Here is a 21,828-nt window from a genome sequence, read left to right as displayed (position 1 = left end):
TTTCACAAACATTCTCTACCAATTTTAGCATGCAAAAGAAAGAACGCAAAGAATCGAAAAGCTATTTCTCAATTTTCTCGTAAAACTTATTCTTTACAAACATAACTAGCACATTGTATCCTCAATATACTTGTTTTATGAAAGGAGTCGATTAAAATGACGCTTTTTCTTTTCATTATAGGCATTGTGTTCTTACTCGCTGCAATTATTGTACTTAGTATGAAAAATAATAAAAAGATAAAATCGCCACAAGAAATGTCATTCTTATTTCTATTGCTTAGCATAGCGTTTTTCGGTATAGCAATTGCTACATATATTTTCCGTCTACAAATCATGTGAAAAAAGGTGCCTACTTCAAACACTGCACCTTTTCCCCATCATTTTCCTTCTACACAAAACTAGATACTTTCCGATTCAAAAATTCATAAACTTTCTTTTCGAATAAATGAATATCCAATACTCCTGCCATATGCCCATTTATACTTTCTATCTCATATACTTCCGCATACTTCCCTTGTTTTTGCAAAATATCTACCATTTTATAATTATAACGAGACGGCTGAAGCAAATCTTGTTTACACGGAATCATAAGTACATTCGCTTCTATGTTAGAAAGAGATTCTTCTAGTGAAGAAAACCCATGTGTAATATCATGCAATAAAACTGCCTTCGCAGTATACATCCATGAATTTGCATCTACTAGCTCTATACTTCTATATGTCGCTTTATTTATCTCTTTTTCAAATGATGTTAGTGTAGAAAACTTTTCATAAGGTTCTACCTCTATACTATTACGAGAAAATGTTCTTTCATAAAAATACTCATCAAAAGCGTTCATAAACATCATTCTATTTGCTAAATGAAGCCCCTTTATCGGCTGCTCTTCTCCATATTTTCCATCTTTCCAATTTGGATCGAGTTGAATTGCCTCAATCGCATTTTGCGCTACGTTTACTGACGTAATAATTGGGTTTTGTGGGTTCGTAATAACGCCAATCATCCGCTCTACCATATGTGGATAGTGAACCGCCCATTGTTGTGCAATCATCCCCCCCGCCGACGGTCCGATTACAGCGTGTAACCTTGAAATTCCCATACCTTTTATTAACTCATATTGTACACGAGCTACATCAAGAAATGTAAAAATCGGAAAATCCATAGCATATTCTTCTCCAGTTTCTGGATTAATTGATTTCGGTCCTGTTGTAATTACATATGGATTCCTCACCTGCACATTACAAAGATTATCCGTACATATAACAAAATACTTATTTGTATCAATTGCTTTTCCAGGTCCAATTAGCCCATCCCACCAACCAGACTCCTCATCATGAACTGTATATTTTCCTGCCGCATGACTTGTTGCACTAAAATAATGACAAACCAAAATCACATTTGACCTTTCTCTATTTAAAGTGCCATATGTCTCGTATCCCATTTGAACAGGAATTTCTCTGCCATTTTCAAACGTAAACCCTTTTAAAACAAACTTCTCCTTTTTTACAATTTGCACAGACTCTCCCTCTCCCCGTTATAGTATGAACTGCTTACTAAAGTTTTTTTCTATGCAAACTAATCTCCTTCTTCTTTTCATAAATAAATGAATAATATACAAAATTAGCCACAAAATAGCACTATATTACAAGATTAAAGAGGGCGTACATATGATTTGGAATTGGTTACGTAAGAAAAAAAAATCAAATAAACCAGAAGCAAACGAAACAGATAATCAGGAGCAGCATTCTAACAATCAAGAGGATGATAACAAAGAACAGACTAGAAGTATGAAACATAATAAAGGTAAAAATAACGAGCAAAAAGATTCGTCTCAGGATAAGCAACAGAGCGCTAAACAAGAGGATTCCTCTCAGGATAAGCAACAAAGTTCTAAACAAGGTGATTCTTCTCAGGATAAGCAACAGAGCGCTAAACAAGAGGATTCCTCTCAGGATAAGCAACAAAGTTCTAAACAAGGTGATTCTTCTCAGGATAAGCAACAAAACGCTAAACAAGGTGATTCTTCTCAGGATAAGCAACAAAACGCTAAACAGGATGATTCCTCTCAAGATAGGCAACAAAGTGCTAAACAAGATGATTCGTCTCAAGATAAGCAACAAAGCGCTAAACAGGATGATTTCTCTCAAGATAGGCAACAAAGTGCTAAACAAGATGATTCGTCTCAAGATAAACAACAAAGTGCTAAACAAGGTGATTCGTTTCAAGATAAACAGCAAAACGCTAAGCAAGATGAACCTTCTCAAAGTAAGCAACAAAGCTCTGGAGGTAATAGTATTTATGACTTTACAAAACCAGAAAAAGATCGTATTCATTCTTTACAAAATTTAATAGAGAAGCTGAAAAAGTCTAGTGATTTTGTAAATTATCATACATCCGACGATGAAACGATGCCTTATTGGATTTCTTACTATCGCCCTTCACTTGATGGAGAAAAATTACAAAAGTATTTAATGCCCACTCTTTTAGAACGACCTAACGCATCACTAGAAGAGCTTAAGGAACATATCCCGATGAGCGGCATTACAATTACGAACGACTTACAAAAAATTGAGGATATGGTTTTAAAGGGGCATGCGATTATTCAATTGAATCAGCAAGATCAAAAATGTATGCTTGCAAACATTGCAATTGATAATTATCGTGCACCAACCCCTCCTTTAAACGAATCAACTGTTATTGGTCCGCAAGAAGGTTTCGTAGAGGATATTGATACAAACATTAATTTAGTTCGAAAACGTCTTCCTGTTTTAGATTTACAAACAAAAGAAATGATTATCGGCGAGTTTTCCAAAACAAAAGTTGTCATGATGTACTTAGACAACCTTGCTGAAAAAGATAATGTAGATTTTCTAGAAGAGTCATTACGCGCTCTTGAATATGATCAAATTAATGATAGTGCTTATTTACAAGAATTAATGGGTGAAAAATCGATTTTCCCTCTCTATATCAATACAGAACGTACTGATAGAGTTACAAAAGCACTAATTGATGGGAAAATTGCTATTTTTGTTGATGGTTCTCCGAGTGTTTTACTAACACCTGTATCCTATTTCGATTTTTTCATTTCACCAGAAGACTATAACGTCTCCTGGATGTACGCTACATTTTCAAGGATTTTAAGATTAATTGCCGTTCTATTTTCAATTTGCGCTACACCGTTATACGTTGCAGTTTTAAATTATCATTATGAACTTATTCCGAGTGATTTACTTGAAACTTTAATTTTATCAAGAGCACAAGTACCGTTCCCGCCTTTAATTGAAGCTCTCTTTTTAGAACTTGCAATTGATTTATTAAGAGAAGCCGGCGCAAGGTTACCGATGAAAGTTGGTCAAACGCTCGGTATCGTAGGGGGTATCGTAATCGGGCAAGCATCTGTACAAGCAGGTTTAACGAGTAATATTTTATTAATTATCGTTGCCTTATCAGCACTCGCTTCCTTTATTACACCTATTTATAAAATGGGTAATGCGGTTCGATTACTACGTTTCCCGTTTCTCATATTTGCAGAAATAGGAGGACTTTTCGGTATTTCACTTGGATTTATCTTTTTATTCACCCATCTATTTAGACTTACTTCTTTACGCAAGCCGTACGCTTTGTTTTATCCAACAAGACAACAATCTGTTAAAGATTCTTGGATCCGTTTTCCTTTAACAATGATTGATACAAGGGATGTACAAGCAAGGCCACAACATGTAAAAAAAGCAGCGAAAGGAATTTCAACAAAGCATAGATCAGACTTTGATGATTAAGAAATGAGGTGCATTCGATGAGTAAAGTTCAAGAAAAATATCAAATATCTCCTATCTTTGTTTTCTTCTTAATTCACGGTGCACAGTTCGGTGCTGGCGTTCTCGGCTTCGCTCGAATCATCGCAAAGGCCGCTGGATACGACGGATGGATGGGAGTTATAATCACAGGAATTTTAATCCACATTCTTATATGGATGATGTATGTCTTATTAAAAGAAACAAATGGGAATTTAGTTGATTTACATCGGCAAACATTTGGAAAATGGCTAGGAAATGGCATTAGCATCATCTTTATGGCTTATTTTTTAATCGTTAGTATTTCAGTCATCCGAACATATGTTGAAATTATTCAAGTATGGATGTTTCCTACCGCTTCTACCTTTATGTTAACACTCTTTTTATGCTTAGTTAGCTATTACATTATCTCTTCTGGATTTCGTGTAATTACCGGTATTTGCGTCATCTCTGTTGGTGGTACATTAGGATATTTATTTCTAAGCTTATTCGTTTTGAAATATTCACATTGGGATAATTTACTACCTATATTCACACATTCTTTTTCAGACATTTTAAAATCCGCTCAACTGTCAATCTACAGTATGACCGGTTTTGAGATTTACTTCATGGTGTATCCATTTGTGAAAAAGCCTATGCAATCTCATAAATACGCTCAGTTTGGAGCACTATTTTCAAATCTTCTATATTTATTTAGCACCCTTTTAGCCTTTGCATTTTTTAGTGAAAAACAATTGTTAAAAACGATATGGGCCCAACTTTCTATGACCCAAGTTATTCAATTACCATTTATAGAAAGACTCGAATATATTGCAATTTCAGGCTATGCACTCGTTATTATTTCAAGTTTTATCCTCCCTTTATGGGCGTCAATGAGAGCAACTCATGAAATATTCCGTGTAAAACAAAGGGGTGTTTTAATTGCTTTTATCTTTATCACTCTCATTGTTTCGCAACTTTTAACAAACAGACACGATATTAATAACTTTATTAGTAATGTATCAAAGGTTAGTTTTTGGCTCATTTATGTATACATCCCAATCCTATTTATTATTGTGTGGGTGAAAAGAAAATGGAAAAAATCAAAAGCACAAGCAAATTAATACTTATTTCTTGTATAACATTCTTCAGTCTAATTGGATGTTTACAAAAAAATATTATCGACGATGTACAACTTATTCAAGGATCCGTATTTGACGTTGCAAAAGATAATAAAGTAAAAGTGACATTCGTTTGTCCCATTCAAAAAAAAGGAAATAAAGTTCAAGTTTTTGAAGGCAGTGCAAATGCGGTAAAACAAGTAAAAGCAGACACATCTTTAGAGTCTTCTCAACCTTTTGCTAGTGGACAAATGCGTGTCGCTCTATATACGATAAGACTTGCCAAAACAGGAATGTCTACTTCATTCGATACATTACTCCGAGATGTGAATATAGGGAACGCTTTATATGCTGCTTTATTAGATGGGAATGGTACTGAACTTTTAAAAGGCAAATATTCGACTTCATACAACGTTGCAATTTATATAAAAAAATTGCTAGAACATAACATGGAGACCGGACCTTTACCAGCGGATAATCTACATATAGGAGCATTTCGCTATTATCAAGAAGGAAAAGACTACTATATTCCCATTCTAAAGAAGCATGGTGATAAAATAAAAATTACCGGAATTGGCCTTTTTAAAAAGGATAAATATATCGGTAAAATTGCGGAAAAAGATATGTTCATATTTAAAGGACTATTAGAGAAACATAAATTAGATTCACATGAATTTAAAACAGATTCTGCGTACGTAATGATTAATAATATTCGTTCTGTTCCAACTTACGATATAAAAATTAAAAACGGAAAGCCTTCTTTTTTCATTCACGTTCGTCTTGATGCACGTATTCAAGAACTATCAAAACAAATTAACTTAGAAAATAACAAGAACACAAAAAACATTGAAAAAGATGTACAAAAACAATTAGATAAACAAGCTGCTAAGTTAATTAAGCAATTTAAATCTTTAGGCGTCGATCCTCTCGGGCTAGGTGCAAAGTATAAACAACATTATCGCCCATTCAAATTAGAAGAATGGAGACAAATGTATAAAGATGTTCCGGTTCATATAAAATACACCGTAAATATTACAAATTCTGGTGTTATTGAATGAGAAATGATTGAACTCCTCTCTCCAGCATGATACAACGGAGAGAGGAGTTTTTTATTATCAAATAGAGAGAGAAGATATTTATGGGGGAGCTTATGTCTAAAAAATTAGTAAAGCCTATTTTAAATGGTATTTTATTTCTCGGCGTCTTTTTATTTGCTCATACATACTTAAAAAATGTTTCCTTCACACGTTACTTACTTGTCGTTATACCAATGTTACTCGTCGGTATTTTTGGCATCGATCTTATTTCATCGCTTTTAATAAAAAAAGAAGAATAACGAGCGAACATCTTATTTCGATAAGATGTTCTTTTCATTTCATAATCACCTTATGTTACAATAAACTTCGGCATAACGTAAGAAAGGATGAAACAACATGACAAACGAAAAAGGTTTAGATAAAGGATACGAACTTGTTGCGAAAATGCATGAAGTATTCGGACATCCTGTGACAAATACTCCAACAAAATTAACAGAAGAGCGTGCAAAAATCCGTGCAAGTTTTATGCAGGAAGAACTAGAAGAATTTCTAGAGGCAACGACTGTTGAAGATCAATACGATGCACTGATTGACCTTATTTACTTTGCATTCGGAACGTTTGCAGAAATGGGCGTACGTCCAGATAAAGGATTCGAAATTGTAAACAACGCCAACATGGCAAAACTATTCCCTGATGGGAAGCCTCGATTCCGTGAAGGCGACGGTAAGATTCTAAAGCCAGAAGGCTGGCAAGCACCGGAACCACAACTTCGTGCTGAAATTGAACGTCAGCGTCAAGAAGCTGAAAAAAACTGCTAGGATTTCCTAGCAGTTTTTTATTATGGCTTTTTTTCTGCCAATCATTAATGACCCACGTGCCCTGCGTGTCCTGCTGCTCCACTAATACTAGCTGCTCCTGCTGCTGCCCCTGCTCCTCCTGCTCCAATTCCACCTGTCCAAGGAGAAGATTGTTGTTGTTGATATTGCTGATATTGTTGGTGCTGTTGGTGCTGTTGACCTTGGTGTCCATGATGTTGGCCTTGGTGCCCATGATGACCGTGTTGGCCTTGATGACCTTGGTGATGGTGGTGACCTTGGTGTCCATGATGTTGGCCTTGGTGGTGATGTCCATGGTGACCATGTTGGCCTTGGTGAGTTTGATAAAGAACAGCTTGCGGATGAATGTGGTGGTGACCGTGGTGATGTACTTGTTGCCCCTGATGACCATGTTGACCTTGATGATGGTGATGACCATGATGGCCGTGTTGAGCTTGATGGTGATGATGACCATGATGGCCGTGTTGACCTTGATGGTGGTGATGTCCATGATGGCCGTGTTGACCTTGATGGTGGTGATGTCCATGATGGCCATGTTGACCTTGATGGTGGTGATGATGACCATGGTAGCCGTGAACTACTTGCGGATATCCACCTACTCCTCCTGCTACAACACCTACTCCCGGTACAGGAAATCCTGTCTGTACTCCTCCAACGAAAGATGGAAATGCAGTTGGTACGCCTACTGGTACTCCTCCCGCTGCTCCGCCAACAAATGTTGGGATTCCTGTTTGCACTCCGGCTACCGATGATGGAAATCCTCCTGTTAATGTTGGAATTCCAGTTTGTACCCCCGCTACTGATGTAGAAAACCCTCCAGGTGTTCCGCCCATCCAGCTCGGAATTCCACCGTATCCTTGTTGTCCTCCTCCCATTAACATCATTTGTTCATAACTATCCGATCCACTCCCGAAGAAACCATGTGGTGCATTATTGTCCATCCCTTTCATTCCTTTCACCTCTTCTACTCAATTTAGCCTACCTTTTTTATCATATTTCCTATAGAAGAATAGGTGTTTGTCTGCACTAGAATTCCGCTTCTTTTTCTTCATTCATGATAAAATTAATTAACTGAATATTTTTTCTAGGAGGTATTTATATTGAAGAATGTAACAAAGGCTTCTATCAATGATTTAGATTCAATCGTCCATATAGATATTGACGTAATTGGAAACGATAGTAGACGAAATTATATTAAGCACACTATCCGTGAAGGCAGATGCATCATTGTAACAGAAGAAAATTCTATCTCTGGCTTTCTAACATACGATACAAATTTCTTTGGTTGTACTTTCCTCTCATTAATCATTGTTTCACCAACTAAAAGAAGGCAAGGCTATGCAAGCTCGTTAATCTCATATATGTTAAGTCATTCTCCTACTCAAAAAATATTTTCTTCAACGAACGAATCGAATGAAAGTATGCAGAAAGTATTTAACTCGAATGGTTTTATACGTAGCGGAATAGTTGAAAACTTAGATGAAGGTGACCCTGAGATTATTTTCTATACAAAAAAGCTCAGAACATAAACGCTCTGAGCTTTTTCAAATGATTTAGTTTGCAACAACGTTAACAAGTTTTCCAGGAACAACAATTACTTTACGAACTGTTTTCCCTTCAATTTGGTCTTGAATTGCTTCAAGTGCAAGTTGTTCCATTTCTTCTTTTGATGCGTCTTTACTCATTGTTAGTTTTGCGCGAACTTTACCCATAACTTGAACAACGATTTCAACTTCATCTTCTACAAGTTTAGACTCATCAAATGTTGGCCAGCTTGCATATGTGATTGTTTCATTGTATCCAAGTTTGCTCCATAGCTCTTCCCCGATATGAGGTGCAACTGGTGCAATCATTTTTACGAAACCTTCTACATATTCTCTTGGAAGTGTTTCAGCTTTGTATGCATCGTTGATGAATACCATCATTTGAGAAATCGCTGTGTTGAAGCGAAGCTCTGCATAGTCTTCTGTTACTTTCTTCACTGTTTGATGGTAAGCTTTTTCAAGCTCTTTATTTGGTGCGTCAGTAATTTTCTCACTTAATTCACCGTTATCTTGAACGAATAGACGCCATACGCGGTCTAGGAAACGACGAGCTCCGTCAAGACCATTTTCAGACCAAGCGATTGAAGCATCTAATGGTCCCATGAACATTTCGTATAGACGAAGTGTATCTGCACCGTGGCTTGCTACGATATCATCAGGGTTTACAACGTTACCTTTTGATTTACTCATTTTCTCGTTGTTTTCACCTAGAATCATACCTTGGTTGAATAATTGTTGGAACGGTTCTTTCGTTGGAACTACACCGATATCGTATAATACTTTATGCCAGAAACGAGCATATAGTAAGTGAAGTACAGCGTGCTCTGCACCACCGATATAAATATCAACTGGAAGCCATTGTTTTACTTTTTCAGGATCTACAAGTGCTTCGCTATTGTTTGGATCGATGTAACGTAGGTAATACCAACAGCTACCAGCCCATTGCGGCATTGTATTTGTTTCACGACGACCTTTTTTACCAGTCTCAGGATCAACAACATTTACCCACTCGTCAATGTTAGCAAGTGGTGATTCACCTGTACCTGAAGGACGGATGTTTTCTGTTTTCGGAAGAACTAATGGTAATTCCTCTTCTTTCACAGCTGTCATTGTACCATCTTCCCAGTGAATTACTGGAATTGGCTCACCCCAGTAACGTTGACGGCTGAATAACCAGTCACGTAGACGGTACGTTACTTTTTGATTTCCTGCGCTCGTTACTTCAAGCCATTCAATCATTTTTGCGATTGCTTCTTCTTTATTTAAACCATCAAGGAATGCTGAGTTTACGTGTGCACCATCACCTGTGTACACTTCTTTCGTAATATCTCCGCCTTTTACAACTTCCTTCATTGGAAGATTAAATACTGATGCGAATTCATAGTCACGCTCATCGTGAGCTGGAACTGCCATTACAGCACCTGTTCCGTAAGTTGCAAGAACATAGTCAGCAATCCAGATTGGTAATTTCTCACCGTTTACTGGGTTAACTGCGTAAGCACCAGTGAATACACCAGTTTTTTCTTTCGCAAGTTCTGTACGCTCTAGATCACTCTTCATTTTTACAGCGTTAATGTAAGCTTCTACCGCTTCTTTTTGTTCTGCTGTTGTAATTTCTGCAACAAGTGCATGTTCTGGAGCTAGTACACAGTATGTTGCACCAAATAATGTATCAGGGCGCGTTGTGAAAACTGTGAATTTCTCGTCTGTACCATCGATGTTGAAGTGTACTTCTGCACCTTCAGAACGACCGATCCAGTTACGTTGCATATCTTTTAAGCTTTCAGGCCAATCAAGCTCATCTAGATCTTCTAATAGACGATCTCCGTAAGCTGTAATTTTTAACATCCACTGTCTCATCGGACGACGCTCAACTGGATGTCCACCACGCTCACTCTTACCGTCAATGATTTCTTCGTTTGCAAGTACTGTACCAAGTGCTGGGCACCAGTTTACAGGTACTTCATCAACGTAAGCTAAGCCTTTTTCAAATAGTTTTAGGAAGATCCATTGCGTCCACTTATAGTAGTTTGGATCTGTTGTATTTACTTCACGGTCCCAATCGTAAGAGAAACCTAATGATTTAATTTGGTTACGGAACGTATTAATATTATGCTCTGTAAATTCAGCTGGGCTGTTTCCAGTATCAAGTGCATATTGCTCTGCTGGAAGACCAAATGCATCCCATCCCATTGGATGAAGAACGTTATATCCTTGCATACGCTTCATACGAGATAAAATATCTGTCGCTGTATAACCTTCTGGATGTCCTACGTGTAAGCCTGCACCTGATGGATATGGGAACATATCTAGTGCATAAAATTTTGGTTTTTCTGTCTCATCTGGCGTACGGAATGTTTTATTCTCTTCCCAGTACCCTTGCCACTTCTTCTCAATTTCTTGATGATTAAAGCTCATGAGATACCCTCCTTGAAATTCTATTTATTTTCACCGCCCAAAATACAAAAAACCTCTCATCCCTAAAAAGGGACGAGAGGTTATAGATTCCCGCGGTACCACCCTAAATTAATGTACAAATATACATTCGCTTAGATCCGTAACGTGGATTAACGGCAATTGCTACTATTAGTTTCACAACTGCAACTCAAAGGCGAGTTCATAACGAAACGTGGATTGACTTGCACCGACCGTCAACTCTCTAAACCAGCTTCTATTACTACTACTCCTTCTCACTGTTATTACACATATAAGTTACGTGAACTATCCTTCACCTAGTATCTCTTAAGAGCTTACTTAAAGCGAGGACTTCTCGGTTAATCGTTACTCTTAATAACTAACGAATTCATCTTAAGACAGCCGAGCTATCTCCCTTGTTCTAAAGGTTGTTTTATTTAAATATATTCTAAAACATGTTACATGTTCCGTCAAACTAAACTGCAATTTTTTCTTCAACTGTTTCTTCTACTTTTACTCGTTTATCATAAATGCTCGTTGCTATAAGCGCTACTACAAGCATTACCATGATTGCTATAAACAATACTTCCATATTGTATAAATCCACAATTGCTCCGCCAACGACCGGCCCGAACATTTTCCCTACAGTCGCCGCACTATTTACAACCCCTTGATAAAACCCTAATTTATCTTTTGGTGCAAGTATATTTGCAATCGTTGGAACCGCAGGCCATACAAATAACTCACCTATTGTTAATGTTACCATCGCAACGAGGAACATCGTAAATTGTTGCGCTTGACTTAACACAATGAATGAAGCTGCAAAAATGAAGATTCCAATCATAATTTGCTGTTTTAAAGAACGCTTCATCCAGCGAATTAGCATACTAACAAGTGGCTGTGCACAAACAATCATTGCTCCGTTTATCGTCCATAATAAACTATAGTGACGAAGGCTAATATTCAATTCTTGCATATGTGTTGCAATCGCTCCTTGCCACTGTACGTATGTAACCCAGCATAAAGCATATGCTACACACACGATAAGAAGTGCTTTAAATCCAGGTGTAAGTGACCACCCTTTTTTCATTTCCACTTCTTTTTGTACTCCTGGCTCCTTCTTGTCTTCCATACCACGAAATCCAATAAAAGCAATTAAGAAGAAAACAAAGTATAAAATAAAGTTCGCTAAGAAAATATAATCAAAACGATACGATGCAACTAATCCACCACATGCTGTTCCGATCGCAATACCAACATTTTGTCCAACGTACATCGCATTAAATGCCCGTCTTCCGCCTTCTGGCCAAACCGTACCAACCATCGCATACATCGATGGGAAGACCATTCCAGAACCGAAGCCGATTAACGCTAGCCATACAACATATAACGGCCAACCGTGGAAGAACACAAGACCTAAAATTGATACAAGTGTAATCACTATCCCTACTAAAGTTGATTTATAACCGCCCCATTTATCAAATAAAACACCGCCGAGCAAGTTTCCGATTACACCAGTAAGCGAGTTGATCATTAATACCATTCCGGCCACAGATAAAGATTTTCCCAAGTGATCATGTAAATAAATTGTATTAAAAGGCCATAAAAAAGAAGCACCCGTGACATTAATAATCATCCCAGCTACTAATAGCCATACTTTCCTTGGCATAACTTCCCCTCCTATTCTATTTTTTTCGTTCATATATATAACAGTAAAATTGTAGTCGTTTTTAAATAGGAAGGCAACTGATTAATAGTTGATGAAATTCAGATAATAGTTCGTCGGTAAATGAATTTATATTGGTTGCTTCTTAGATTATATCAGCGATTATCAGAATATATCGGCGCAACTACAAATATATCAGCGATTATTAAAATATATCGACTTACCGACAAAAAACGACAACAGTAACAATTATAAAAGGGTAGATTGCATGAAATTTTCATGCAATCTACCCTTATTTGTACTATCCAACTTCCTTTTCTCGCTTCACACGTTCTTTAGCACTCCATTTAAACACCTTATCTAGTAGCGAGTATATTCTCCCAGATTCTTTCGTTAACAAAGGTCCTAACGATGCTAATATTAAAACATACAAAGCTGAGAACGGTTTAATCGCTGCCATTAAGCCACCCGCAATTCCAATATTCGCGACGATAATAGAAAATTCTCCGCGTGATACAAGTGTTAAACCGATATTCGTAGAAGCCTTATGCGATAACCCAGCTTTACGCCCCGCAACCATTCCAGCAGTAAAATTACCGATAAGAGTAATGAAAACTGCTCCTAATGCCAACCACACTGCTCCGCCAAGTGAAAATGGGTCTATACTTAAACCGAAGCTGAAAAAGAATATAGCTCCAAAGAAATCACGAAACGGAACGACAAGCTGTTCAATTCGATCACTATGCTCTGTTTCAGAAAAAACGAGTCCTAGTAATAATGCTCCAATTGCCTCTGCAACATGAATCGTTTCTGAAAATCCTGCTACAAAGAACAAAATAGCGAATATTACAATAATAAAAATTTCATTGGACGAAATATCTAACATTTTATTTAAAAACCGTGTAGCTTTTCTAGCAACTACAAAGAATAGTAGCATATACCCTACTGCGATTAAAATAGATGTGAGAGCACCTACAAATGACGTTGCCCCTCCGAGTACTAATCCTGAAACGACTGATAAATATACCGCTAAAAAGATATCATCAAACATAATGATTCCTAAAATTAGCTCCGTCTCTTTATTACCAGATCTTCTTAAATCAACAATTACTTTCGCAACAATTGCACTCGATGAAATTGTTATAATCCCAGCAATAATTAATGTTTCTAATAAGGGGAAACCCATTATATATCCGTAAAGTAAACCTAATATAAAATTAAGCGATATATGAACAGTTCCCCCAAAAGCAATTGATTTTCCTGATTTAATTAATTTTTTAATTGAGAATTCTAAACCTAAGTAAAATAGGAGGAATATGACGCCAACACGGCCGAGGAAGGAAATAACTTCTCCACTTTCAATAAATCTTAAATCGATAAGCCCTAAATCTGGGGCATGAGGCCCCACTAGCATACCGAGTATAATAAGAAACGGAATAATCGAGAACTTTAACTTTGCAGCGAGAATAGCTGCAAAAGCGACTAATACTAACGCAGTTCCAACTTCAAAGATTAAAGTATCCATCGATTATGAATCCCCTCCTACTGAAAGCAACTCATTAATAATTCTTTTCACTTCATGTCTTTCACCTGATAATACGAGCATATCGCCAGCTTCAATGATAGAATCTGGGCCTGGATTAAAGAACTTCTTCATATTCTTTTTCAAAATGGCAATAATCGTTACGTTATATGTGTTTCGAACATGTAAACTACCAATTGTTTTTTGTACAACTGGTGCATTATTTTCCACCTTAAACCACTCAATTGATAATCCCTCAAAAGCCATTTCAATCGTATCTAAAGCTTGTGGCCTATATACCATTCCGCCCAATATAGCTGCAATTTGTCTCGCTTCAGAATCACGAAGAGAGACGCTTGAAATACTCTCTTCATGATCAGCATCAAAATGGTACATTTCTCTTCGGCCATCATCATGAATAACGATAACCATCTTTTCATTACCTTTTGTAATCACTTCAAACTTACATCCAATACCCGGCAGTTCACTCTCTCTAATATTCATATTTTCCGCCTCCTAATTTTTTAGTTACGGCTTTTATAAATCGACATCAATCTCCGTTTTAAAGCTCTCATCCTTTGAGATACCTAAATACTTTAGTGTCTCTGATGGAGTCGCGTGATGAAAATGTTTTTGCAATAGTGCAATCGCTATCCCTCTTTTGTACGCATGAAATCCGAACGTTTTTCGCATTGAATTCGTTCCGATTTTACCAACAACTCCAACTGCTTCTGCAGCATTATGAATTACACGATACGCTTGTTGGCGCGTAATTGAATTTGGCGTTTTATTAGATTGGAATACGTAATTTTCTCTTTTAACGCCAATAGATTGTACGTAATCTAAAAGCGCTTCTTTTACTTTTGTATTTAAATAAATATCTTGTTTAAATTTTTCATCTTTCACAGGAAGAGCATAAAACTCTTTAACAGTCCCGTCTTCATTTAATACATCTTCAAATTTCATGCTAAGTAGTTCTGTAATTTTTAATCCTGTGTTAATTCCAATAACAAATAAAAGATAATCTCGCTGGGAGTGCTCTTTTAAATATTTTTTCATAGCCTCAATTTGGCTTATATCTTTTAATGCCTCTACAACTTCCATACATGTATTCTCCTCATCTTATGAACGGTAATTTTCTCATTATGTTGTCCATTTTACCTTATCATGCTATGAGATTTCCATGTGTTATCCATTATTTTCACAATATACTCAGGTGGTTCTGAAAACTTTCAATGTGGAAACTTACGATTGTATAAATACGTTGCGGTAAAAAAATGTGGGGATAAAAGTTCAGCTTCTTTCTACAGATTGGATTCCTCCTTTCCTTATACAGCTACTTCTACTTTTATATTACGTTACTTACTTACATTATATTATACATTTCAGTAACATTAAAGTGTTTTTTCTGAAAATAATAAAAACCGAGCGTTTTTGCTCGGTTTTTATTATTAATCTTCTTTCGGAAGAACAATTCCTTTATACAATTGAACTGTAATGAAGTAATAAATCGCATAAATAACTACGAAAATTACGATTGGTATCCAAATACGGAAGTACGGATCGATTAAAATAAATCCGAAAATATTCATACCAACTAATACGTGAGCGATACCCACAATTGCTGGGAATAAGAATACTAAGAATAGCTCTTTATAAATCGATTTCGTTAATAACTCACGGCGCACACCGATTTTACGAAGCATTTGATAACGCGTAATATCTTTTGATGCACCAGAAAGAATTTTAAACATAAGACAGCTTGCCATCATTGCTAAGAACGCAATTCCAAGGAAGAATCCCATAAATACTGTTCCACTCGCAATGCCATAGAACCCACTATAAGCTTGATATTTACTATCCATTTGTTCAACTTTTACATTTTTATATTTATCTAGCTGCAACTCGTCAAGTTTTTTCCATTCTTTTTTATATGTTAAAAAATCATCTGTTTTTCCGATAAATGCTATACCTTCTTTACCATTTATCCCATCGTACATTTTTTGATCTACAATTTTAATTGCATGATCATTGTATAAATAATATGGATGGATTGTACTAAAAGCATCTGTCCATTCCGCTGAAAGTTCTTTAGTGTTCGCATCTTTTTGATTCATCTCTCTAGAAACTGCACCTACCGGTAGTTCCTCTGAAACTTTTTTCGTATTTACTAAATCCTTCATAGACTTCATCTTTGCCATATCTTTTACGAAAGGACGATTTTTCTCTAAATCTTCTTTTACATAGTAAACGTATTTATCATCAACTTTATAACGATATTCGCTTTTCTCTTTAAATGTAATACCGTCTAAAACCTTCTTTTCTTCAGCTGTTGGATTATGAACTACTGAATCATATATTACTAAACCATCTACCATTTTTATAACGTTATTTTTGAACGCCATACCGCCCGAAATTGCACCAGCTCCAAGCGCAACTAACATTGCCACTGTTGCAAGTACTTTCGTTAAACTATTAATTCGGAAGTTTAATTGTGCAAATGTAAAAGCATTAAGTCCTTTTTCACTACGCTTTTTATTACTTTTTAACTTTTTAATAATGACTGGAAGAAGTGAGCCAAATAGCATGTAAGTACCAGCTGTCGTTGTAATTAATGCAATAAGGATTCCCATCTCTTTTAGTTTTTCCATATAGATCATAGATGCATAACCTATACCTAATAAAATAACAGCAAGGAATGCCACTACAACTGTCTTTTTACCTTTTACTGCAACACGCTCTGTTTGTGCATCTGCATGTACTAGTTGCAATACAGAAATACGTGACAATTTAATACTGTTCATAATTGCTGATAATACAAATAGTGCAAAGAAGAAGATGCAAGTAACAGTCATAGATGGTAGATAAAATGCTTTATACCCTTCACCAGCAAATTCAAGCTGTTTCATTAATAACTGTCCAATACCTTCTGCAAGTCCTACTCCAACTGCAATCCCGATTGCAAGAGACGCAGCACCTAATACGATTGTTTCAATAAACATAAGTAATGTAACTTTATGTTTTTTCGCCCCTAACATCATATACATACCGAACTCTTTTTGACGAAGAGATAATAAGAAAGAGTTTGCATATAAAATGTAGAAGAACGTTATAATTGCTAATAAAAATGATCCTGCTTGGAATACGAATCCAATAGATTTAATCACTGAATTAGATTCTAAAAATGCTTTATTCAGTGCTAACGTTTGGAACATGTAAAAAATTGAAATCGACATGACAAGACCGACAAGTAAGACGATATAATCTTTCAGCTTACTTTTCAGCCCCGACATGGAAAGTTTAAATAACATACTGGAACCTCCTTTCTTACGCCTTTTGTGTACCTAAATCTGCAAGTACATCTAAAATTTCTTTGTAGAACTCTTCACGCGTACCACCGCGATGAATTTCTTTATATAGCTCACCATCTTGAATGAATAAAATACGCTGACAGTAACTTGCACTATATGGATCATGCGTAACCATCATAATCGATACGCCTTGATCTTTATTTAAGTTTGTCATCGCATCAAGTAAACTCGTTGCATTTTTAGAATCAAGCGCTCCTGTTGGCTCGTCCCCTAAAATAATTGCCGGCTCATGCACAAGTGCACGCGCTGCTGCTGAACGTTGTTTCTGTCCACCAGATACTTCAGATGGATACTTTTGAAGTATTTCTGTAATCCCTAACATATCCGCTACTTTTTCTACTTTCGGTCCAATATTACGTGATGCGACACCTTGAAGAGAAAGTGGAAGTGCAATGTTTTCATAAATAGATAAGTTCTCTAATAAGTTAAAATCTTGGAAGATGAATCCTAACTTTTGTGAACGGAAATCAGAAAGCTCACCTTGTTTCATTTTCGTAATATCCGTACCCGCAATTTCAACAACGCCGCCCGTTGCTTTATCAAGCGTTGAAATTACATTTAATAATGTCGTTTTACCAGAACCAGATGGTCCCATAATCCCAACAAACTCACCCTCTTGAATTGAGAATGAAACACCTTTTAACGCGTGTGATTGGTTCTCACCTTTTTTACCGTACACTTTTTGAACGTTTTTCACGTCTACAACTGGTTTCGTCATATATATCCTCCTACGCTTGTTTTTCCATTACCTATTTTGCGCCTTTTGGAGGTGAACTGCTATTTGTTAACATTACATTTACCTTACACTTTTGTAATATAAAGAAGGTGGGCGTGTAAGTTTGGCTTTTCATACTAGTTCGCATTTCGACATAGTGAATCGGTAAATGAAATTATATCGGCGATTGTTAAAATATATCAGCGGTTCTTACACTTTTATCAGCGATTTTTCAAATATATCGGCGATTCTTACACTTTTATCAGCGATTACCAAAATATATCGACTTATCGACAAAAGATGACAATAAAAATAGGCTGTTCCGCGAAAGGAACAGCCCACTGATTAAAGTTTCACTTTATTTCTTTAAAGGTGTTACCGTCCAGTACGTAATAACACGCCAAATCCATTCTAATGGACCCATTTTAAAGATTTTCATCCAAATTACACTAAACACAATTTGAATTGCATAAATTGCGATACATACATATAACGTCTGCATGTATGTTAAATTTCCTGCAAAGTTAAATACACTACCAGCAATTAAAATCATTGCCGTTTGTCCGATATAATTTGTTAAAGCCATACGACCGTAGTATTTCAATGGTGCTAATAATGTTTGAACTGGTTTTAACTGAAGTAATAAAATTAATGCTCCTACATAGAAAGCTGAAATAATTGGTCCAACAGTAATACCAATTTTTAGAAAATGGCTTGCAACATCCATTGTTCCCTCTTCAGTTTCCATTATCCCATTTATAAATGGTTCAGCAGGAGCGTGCCCATATTGATACCATACTGCTATGACACTTAAAACAAACATAATACCTGTAAAAATAGCGACTTTCTTTATATTTTGCGTGAGATTTTCAAATACACGATATTGTCCTGCAGCAAGTCCTAATAAAATTAAGCCAAGTGGTAACAGTTCTTTAACTCCCATTACACTGAAGGCAATTGTCAAAATAAGTCCTAGTGCTAGGTTCACTTCTTTTTTCGCTTTATAAAACGGCAAAACGATTAACCCACAAATTGCGTATAACGCTAGTGCTTCTCCAGGCTGAAACATTTGATGAATTAAACCAAAAATAAATAATGCTACTAAGCGACGTAAAAATAAAACATAGCCATTCTTCCCTTTTGCAATCGCTCTTGAAATAAAGATATAGAATCCCACTCCAAATAAGAATGAGAAGATTGAGAAGAAACGACCTTCTACAAATAAGTATAAAAACCTTTGATAGCTAGCATCTACTGTATTAGGATATGGAGTTTTAATATTAAGTAGCGCTAGAATATTTACTAAAATAATCCCCAGTAATGCGAAGCCACGAATGTAATCTAACTCATCAATTCGCTTGTTTGTAATATTGTTCCCCATAAAGCAACTCCTTGTCCAAAATTTAATCCTCCCTTACTCTACTGGAAAAGGACAATTACAACTATCGGCAAACCTTACAGAAATCTTACACTATTGTCATATAGCAAAATAAAACCAGGTCATATTTCGACCTGGTTTACTCTGATTGTTTTGATTTTTGAGGTTGTCCTTTTTTACTATTACGCTGTTTTACTTGAACAATGGGATCAAGTTCATTCGAAAACTCAGCGTTATGTCCATTTTGTGTTTTTTGCTCTGGATTATTTTGATCTGAACGTTTCGCCATTACATTCACTCCTTCTTAGTGCGGTGTAATAATCATTTGATGTTGCAATTGGCGAATTGCCATACGTGCTCTATTTAATTGTTCACGTTGCTCATCATTCGCATGTTGTTGCATCGTTTGTAAATCGTTATACGCTTGTTCTAATTGTAACTGTGCATCTGAATACTCCATCGTATTGTAATGCTCTTGTCTCATGCCTTGTTCTAATTGTTCTTTTGCATATTCCACCGCTTGTTCCGCTTGTGTAATATACGATTCAAGTGATTGACGCTCTGCCATAATTGTCCCTCCTTGCTTCAATTCCCCTTTAGTGTGTCCCTTCCATCTCTACCTTATGAGTATGTTATAATGGATTTTGTTTCATTTTGACTCGGCTTAGGAGGGAAAATAATGAAGGTTCAAAACCCTTTTCCATATACAAACGACAATAAACGTTATCATACATGGAATTACCATTTACGAAATGAATTTGGTGAAAAAATCTTTAAAGTTTCATTAGATGCTGGCTTCGATTGTCCAAACCGTGACGGTACAGTTGCTTACGGTGGCTGTACATTTTGTAGCGCTGCCGGATCTGGCGACTTCGCTGGTGATCGCCGCGATGATGTTATAACACAATATCATGAAATGAAAGAAAAAATGCGTTCAAAGTGGAAAGATGGCAAATGTATCGCTTATTTCCAAGCGTACACAAATACACATGCACCACTTGAAGTGTTAAAAGAAAAATTCGAACCGCTTCTAGCAGAAAAAGACGTTGTCGGTCTTTCTATCGCAACTCGTCCAGATTGTTTACCAGATGATGTTGTTGAATATTTAGCGGACTTAAATAAACGCACATACCTTTGGGTTGAACTCGGTTTACAAACTGTCCACGAACGAACTGCAAACCTTATTAATCGCGCTCACGATTATCCGTCTTACGTGGAAGGCGTAAATAAATTACGTAAGCACGGCATTAAAGTTTGCTCTCATATTATTAACGGTCTTCCACTTGAAGATTACGACATGATGATGGAAACAGCTCGTGAAGTAGCGAAACTTGACGTACAAGGAATTAAAATCCACTTACTTCACTTATTAAAAGGAACGCCAATGGTGAAGCAATATGAAAAAGGACAACTCGAATTCCTTTCTCTTGAGGATTACGTAAGTCTTGTTGTTGACCAACTTGAAATTATTCCAGAAGACGTAATTGTGCACCGTATCACAGGTGACGGCCCACCTGATTTAATGATTGGTCCAATGTGGAGCTTAAATAAATGGGAAGTATTAAATTCCATCGATGCAGAATTTGTACGCCGCGGAAGCTGGCAAGGAAAATATGCAAATGAGGAGAAACAACAATGAAATTAGAACGTGTATTACCGTTTGCTCGCACACTGCTGCAAACGGCTGTTAAAGAAGGCGACTACGCTGTAGATGCAACACTTGGAAATGGTCATGACACTTGCTTCCTAGCTGAAATTGTTGGGGATAGCGGAAAAGTATTTGGATTTGATATTCAAAAAGAAGCGATTGAAAGCTCAACAACTCGTCTAAAAGAAAAAGAACTTTTTGAACGTACTGTTTTAGTTCACGATAGTCACGATACACTTCTATCCGTACTACCAGAAGACGCAAAAGGAAAAGTAACAGGCGCTATCTTCAACTTAGGTTACCTTCCTGGCGGTGACAAGCATATCGTTACAAAACCGAACTCAACAATTTCGGCAATTGAACAATTACTAGAAGTAATGGCACCTGAAGGTATCATCGTCCTCGTCATTTACCACGGACACCCAGAAGGACAAGTAGAACGCGACGCTGTTCTCAAATTTGCAGAAGAACTAGACCAAAAACAAGCTCACGTACTGCGATATGGCTTCATTAACCAGCAAAATAACCCGCCATTTATTGTGGCGATTGAGAAACGATAAAGTGAAACTTTAATCAGTGGGGGGAATCCCCACTGATTATTAGTTGAACCAATCGGGCATTTATGGGCAGTTTATCTCCCAACTAACTTCTTTGCTCCAGCCGAATTTTAAGGTGGAAGTTTTACTGCCCGTTAATAATGCGGAGTAATATATCAACGATTTTTCAATTACATCGATTGTTCGACAAAACATAACAAAAAAAGACGTGCATTCACTGCACGTCTTTTTTTATTCTCCTATATAATGG

General features: G+C 36.6%; 21 protein-coding genes and 1 other annotated feature. Of the genes, 9 read left to right on the top strand and 12 right to left on the bottom strand.

From position 1 onward, the window contains the following. The first annotated feature begins 156 nt into the window (after positions 1-156). Complete coding sequence (locus ACTFR8_RS09080) at positions 157-339, top strand: hypothetical protein (protein WP_000171881.1); 183 nt, start codon at positions 157-159, stop codon at positions 337-339. A gap of 49 nt (positions 340-388) precedes the next feature. Here ACTFR8_RS09080 and ACTFR8_RS09075 read toward each other — a convergent pair whose 3' ends face one another. Continuing rightward, positions 389-1,513: an alpha/beta fold hydrolase gene (locus tag ACTFR8_RS09075; RefSeq protein WP_001167637.1), complete on the bottom strand. Its 1,125-nt coding sequence runs from the start codon at positions 1,511-1,513 to the stop codon at positions 389-391. A 151-nt stretch (positions 1,514-1,664) separates the two neighbouring features. Between ACTFR8_RS09075 and ACTFR8_RS09070 the strand changes: the two genes are divergently transcribed. The 5 genes from ACTFR8_RS09070 to ACTFR8_RS09050 all read left to right on the top strand — a co-directional run bounded on the left by ACTFR8_RS09070 (position 1,665) and on the right by ACTFR8_RS09050 (position 6,744). Further along, the gene (locus ACTFR8_RS09070) at positions 1,665-3,773 is read left to right on the top strand and encodes a spore germination protein (protein WP_440027299.1); all 2,109 of its coding nucleotides are present in this window, start codon (positions 1,665-1,667) and stop codon (positions 3,771-3,773) included. A 17-nt stretch (positions 3,774-3,790) separates the two neighbouring features. Beyond that, positions 3,791-4,891 carry a spore germination protein gene (locus tag ACTFR8_RS09065; protein ID WP_000049055.1) on the top strand — a complete coding sequence of 367 codons (1,101 nt, stop codon included), beginning with the start codon at positions 3,791-3,793 and terminating at the stop codon, positions 4,889-4,891. Then, on the top strand, positions 4,861-5,946 hold the full coding sequence (gene gerHC / locus ACTFR8_RS09060) for a spore germination protein GerHC (RefSeq protein ID WP_000411387.1): 1,086 nt from the start codon (positions 4,861-4,863) through the stop codon (positions 5,944-5,946). Before ACTFR8_RS09065 ends, gerHC begins: the two co-directional genes overlap by 31 nt. A gap of 92 nt (positions 5,947-6,038) precedes the next feature. Next, positions 6,039-6,224 carry a hypothetical protein gene (locus ACTFR8_RS09055; protein WP_000038781.1) on the top strand — a complete coding sequence of 62 codons (186 nt, stop codon included), beginning with the start codon at positions 6,039-6,041 and terminating at the stop codon, positions 6,222-6,224. Between the two features lie 97 nt (positions 6,225-6,321). Beyond that, a complete protein-coding gene (locus ACTFR8_RS09050) occupies positions 6,322-6,744 on the top strand; it encodes a hypothetical protein (protein WP_000180554.1) in 423 nt (140 codons plus the stop codon). Positions 6,745-6,788: 44 nt separating this feature from the next. On the opposite strand, the gene ACTFR8_RS09045 is transcribed toward ACTFR8_RS09050, so the two are convergent. Next, positions 6,789-7,712 carry a hypothetical protein gene (locus tag ACTFR8_RS09045; protein WP_252209705.1) on the bottom strand — a complete coding sequence of 308 codons (924 nt, stop codon included), beginning with the start codon at positions 7,710-7,712 and terminating at the stop codon, positions 6,789-6,791. 150 nt (positions 7,713-7,862) lie between these two features. Between ACTFR8_RS09045 and ACTFR8_RS09040 the strand changes: the two genes are divergently transcribed. Continuing rightward, entirely contained in the window at positions 7,863-8,291 is a 429-nt protein-coding gene (locus ACTFR8_RS09040) for a GNAT family N-acetyltransferase (RefSeq protein ID WP_000800325.1), read from the top strand. Positions 8,292-8,315: 24 nt separating this feature from the next. Here the strand turns inward: ACTFR8_RS09040 and leuS are convergent, their stop codons facing one another. The 10 genes from leuS to ACTFR8_RS08990 form a co-directional block, all read right to left on the bottom strand. Beyond that, positions 8,316-10,724, bottom strand: a complete 2,409-nt coding sequence (gene leuS / locus ACTFR8_RS09035) for a leucine--tRNA ligase (RefSeq protein WP_000009466.1) — start codon at positions 10,722-10,724, stop codon at positions 8,316-8,318. A gap of 65 nt (positions 10,725-10,789) precedes the next feature. Then, positions 10,790-11,009, bottom strand: a binding site (T-box leader). Between the two features lie 187 nt (positions 11,010-11,196). Further along, on the bottom strand, positions 11,197-12,390 hold the full coding sequence (locus tag ACTFR8_RS09030; RefSeq protein ID WP_001137554.1) for an MDR family MFS transporter: 1,194 nt from the start codon (positions 12,388-12,390) through the stop codon (positions 11,197-11,199). Between the two features lie 298 nt (positions 12,391-12,688). Then, positions 12,689-13,912: a cation:proton antiporter gene (locus tag ACTFR8_RS09025; RefSeq protein ID WP_000380174.1), complete on the bottom strand. Its 1,224-nt coding sequence runs from the start codon at positions 13,910-13,912 to the stop codon at positions 12,689-12,691. A 3-nt stretch (positions 13,913-13,915) separates the two neighbouring features. Beyond that, complete coding sequence (locus ACTFR8_RS09020; protein WP_001026053.1) at positions 13,916-14,413, bottom strand: cation:proton antiporter regulatory subunit; 498 nt, start codon at positions 14,411-14,413, stop codon at positions 13,916-13,918. 33 nt (positions 14,414-14,446) lie between these two features. Then, positions 14,447-15,013, bottom strand: a complete 567-nt coding sequence (locus tag ACTFR8_RS09015; RefSeq protein ID WP_000454205.1) for a tyrosine-type recombinase/integrase — start codon at positions 15,011-15,013, stop codon at positions 14,447-14,449. A 347-nt stretch (positions 15,014-15,360) separates the two neighbouring features. After that, on the bottom strand, positions 15,361-17,220 hold the full coding sequence (locus ACTFR8_RS09010; protein WP_044584921.1) for an FtsX-like permease family protein: 1,860 nt from the start codon (positions 17,218-17,220) through the stop codon (positions 15,361-15,363). A 16-nt stretch (positions 17,221-17,236) separates the two neighbouring features. Then, positions 17,237-17,998 carry an ABC transporter ATP-binding protein gene (locus ACTFR8_RS09005; protein ID WP_000165837.1) on the bottom strand — a complete coding sequence of 254 codons (762 nt, stop codon included), beginning with the start codon at positions 17,996-17,998 and terminating at the stop codon, positions 17,237-17,239. A gap of 355 nt (positions 17,999-18,353) precedes the next feature. Beyond that, positions 18,354-19,376, bottom strand: coding sequence for a DUF418 domain-containing protein (locus ACTFR8_RS09000; protein ID WP_119780676.1), 1,023 nt, complete (start codon positions 19,374-19,376; stop codon positions 18,354-18,356). A 136-nt stretch (positions 19,377-19,512) separates the two neighbouring features. After that, complete coding sequence (locus ACTFR8_RS08995; protein ID WP_001129340.1) at positions 19,513-19,662, bottom strand: hypothetical protein; 150 nt, start codon at positions 19,660-19,662, stop codon at positions 19,513-19,515. Positions 19,663-19,677: 15 nt separating this feature from the next. After that, the gene (locus ACTFR8_RS08990) at positions 19,678-19,941 is read right to left on the bottom strand and encodes a YtzC family protein (RefSeq protein WP_000840871.1); all 264 of its coding nucleotides are present in this window, start codon (positions 19,939-19,941) and stop codon (positions 19,678-19,680) included. A 111-nt stretch (positions 19,942-20,052) separates the two neighbouring features. On the opposite strand from ACTFR8_RS08990, the gene ACTFR8_RS08985 reads away from it, so the two are divergent. Together ACTFR8_RS08985 and ACTFR8_RS08980 are read left to right on the top strand one after the other, a co-directional pair. Continuing rightward, the gene (locus ACTFR8_RS08985) at positions 20,053-21,012 is read left to right on the top strand and encodes a TIGR01212 family radical SAM protein (protein ID WP_000868030.1); all 960 of its coding nucleotides are present in this window, start codon (positions 20,053-20,055) and stop codon (positions 21,010-21,012) included. Then, positions 21,009-21,581, top strand: coding sequence for a class I SAM-dependent methyltransferase (locus ACTFR8_RS08980; protein ID WP_000764497.1), 573 nt, complete (start codon positions 21,009-21,011; stop codon positions 21,579-21,581). The genes ACTFR8_RS08985 and ACTFR8_RS08980 overlap by 4 nt, the downstream gene beginning before the upstream one ends. Positions 21,582-21,828: the final 247 nt, after the last annotated feature.

This window comes from Bacillus cereus group sp. MYBK15-3 (genome assembly GCF_051916765.1).
GTDB lineage: Bacteria > Bacillota > Bacilli > Bacillales > Bacillaceae_G > Bacillus_A > Bacillus_A cereus.
The sequence above is the reverse complement of the archived record's forward strand: the minus strand, read 5'-3'. Positions and strand labels throughout refer to the sequence as shown.

Bases quoted from the DNA above. Each gene is read 5' to 3' on its own strand.
- ACTFR8_RS09080 (WP_000171881.1), top strand. From the start codon at position 157: ATGACGCTTTTTCTTTTCATTATAGGCATTGTGTTCTTACTCGCTGCA.
- ACTFR8_RS09070 (WP_440027299.1), top strand. From the start codon at position 1,665: ATGATTTGGAATTGGTTACGTAAGAAAAAAAAATCAAATAAACCAGAA.
- ACTFR8_RS09065 (WP_000049055.1), top strand. From the start codon at position 3,791: ATGAGTAAAGTTCAAGAAAAATATCAAATATCTCCTATCTTTGTTTTC.
- gerHC (WP_000411387.1), top strand. From the start codon at position 4,861: ATGGAAAAAATCAAAAGCACAAGCAAATTAATACTTATTTCTTGTATA.
- ACTFR8_RS09055 (WP_000038781.1), top strand. From the start codon at position 6,039: ATGTCTAAAAAATTAGTAAAGCCTATTTTAAATGGTATTTTATTTCTC.
- ACTFR8_RS09050 (WP_000180554.1), top strand. From the start codon at position 6,322: ATGACAAACGAAAAAGGTTTAGATAAAGGATACGAACTTGTTGCGAAA.
- ACTFR8_RS09045 (WP_252209705.1), bottom strand. From the start codon at position 7,712: ATGAAAGGGATGGACAATAATGCACCACATGGTTTCTTCGGGAGTGGA.
- leuS (WP_000009466.1), bottom strand. From the start codon at position 10,724: ATGAGCTTTAATCATCAAGAAATTGAGAAGAAGTGGCAAGGGTACTGG.
- ACTFR8_RS09030 (WP_001137554.1), bottom strand. From the start codon at position 12,390: ATGCCAAGGAAAGTATGGCTATTAGTAGCTGGGATGATTATTAATGTC.
- ACTFR8_RS09025 (WP_000380174.1), bottom strand. From the start codon at position 13,912: ATGGATACTTTAATCTTTGAAGTTGGAACTGCGTTAGTATTAGTCGCT.
- ACTFR8_RS09020 (WP_001026053.1), bottom strand. From the start codon at position 14,413: ATGAATATTAGAGAGAGTGAACTGCCGGGTATTGGATGTAAGTTTGAA.
- ACTFR8_RS09015 (WP_000454205.1), bottom strand. From the start codon at position 15,013: ATGGAAGTTGTAGAGGCATTAAAAGATATAAGCCAAATTGAGGCTATG.
- ACTFR8_RS09010 (WP_044584921.1), bottom strand. From the start codon at position 17,220: ATGTTATTTAAACTTTCCATGTCGGGGCTGAAAAGTAAGCTGAAAGAT.
- ACTFR8_RS09005 (WP_000165837.1), bottom strand. From the start codon at position 17,998: ATGACGAAACCAGTTGTAGACGTGAAAAACGTTCAAAAAGTGTACGGT.
- ACTFR8_RS09000 (WP_119780676.1), bottom strand. From the start codon at position 19,376: ATGGGGAACAATATTACAAACAAGCGAATTGATGAGTTAGATTACATT.
- ACTFR8_RS08995 (WP_001129340.1), bottom strand. From the start codon at position 19,662: ATGGCGAAACGTTCAGATCAAAATAATCCAGAGCAAAAAACACAAAAT.
- ACTFR8_RS08990 (WP_000840871.1), bottom strand. From the start codon at position 19,941: ATGGCAGAGCGTCAATCACTTGAATCGTATATTACACAAGCGGAACAA.
- ACTFR8_RS08985 (WP_000868030.1), top strand. From the start codon at position 20,053: ATGAAGGTTCAAAACCCTTTTCCATATACAAACGACAATAAACGTTAT.
- ACTFR8_RS08980 (WP_000764497.1), top strand. From the start codon at position 21,009: ATGAAATTAGAACGTGTATTACCGTTTGCTCGCACACTGCTGCAAACG.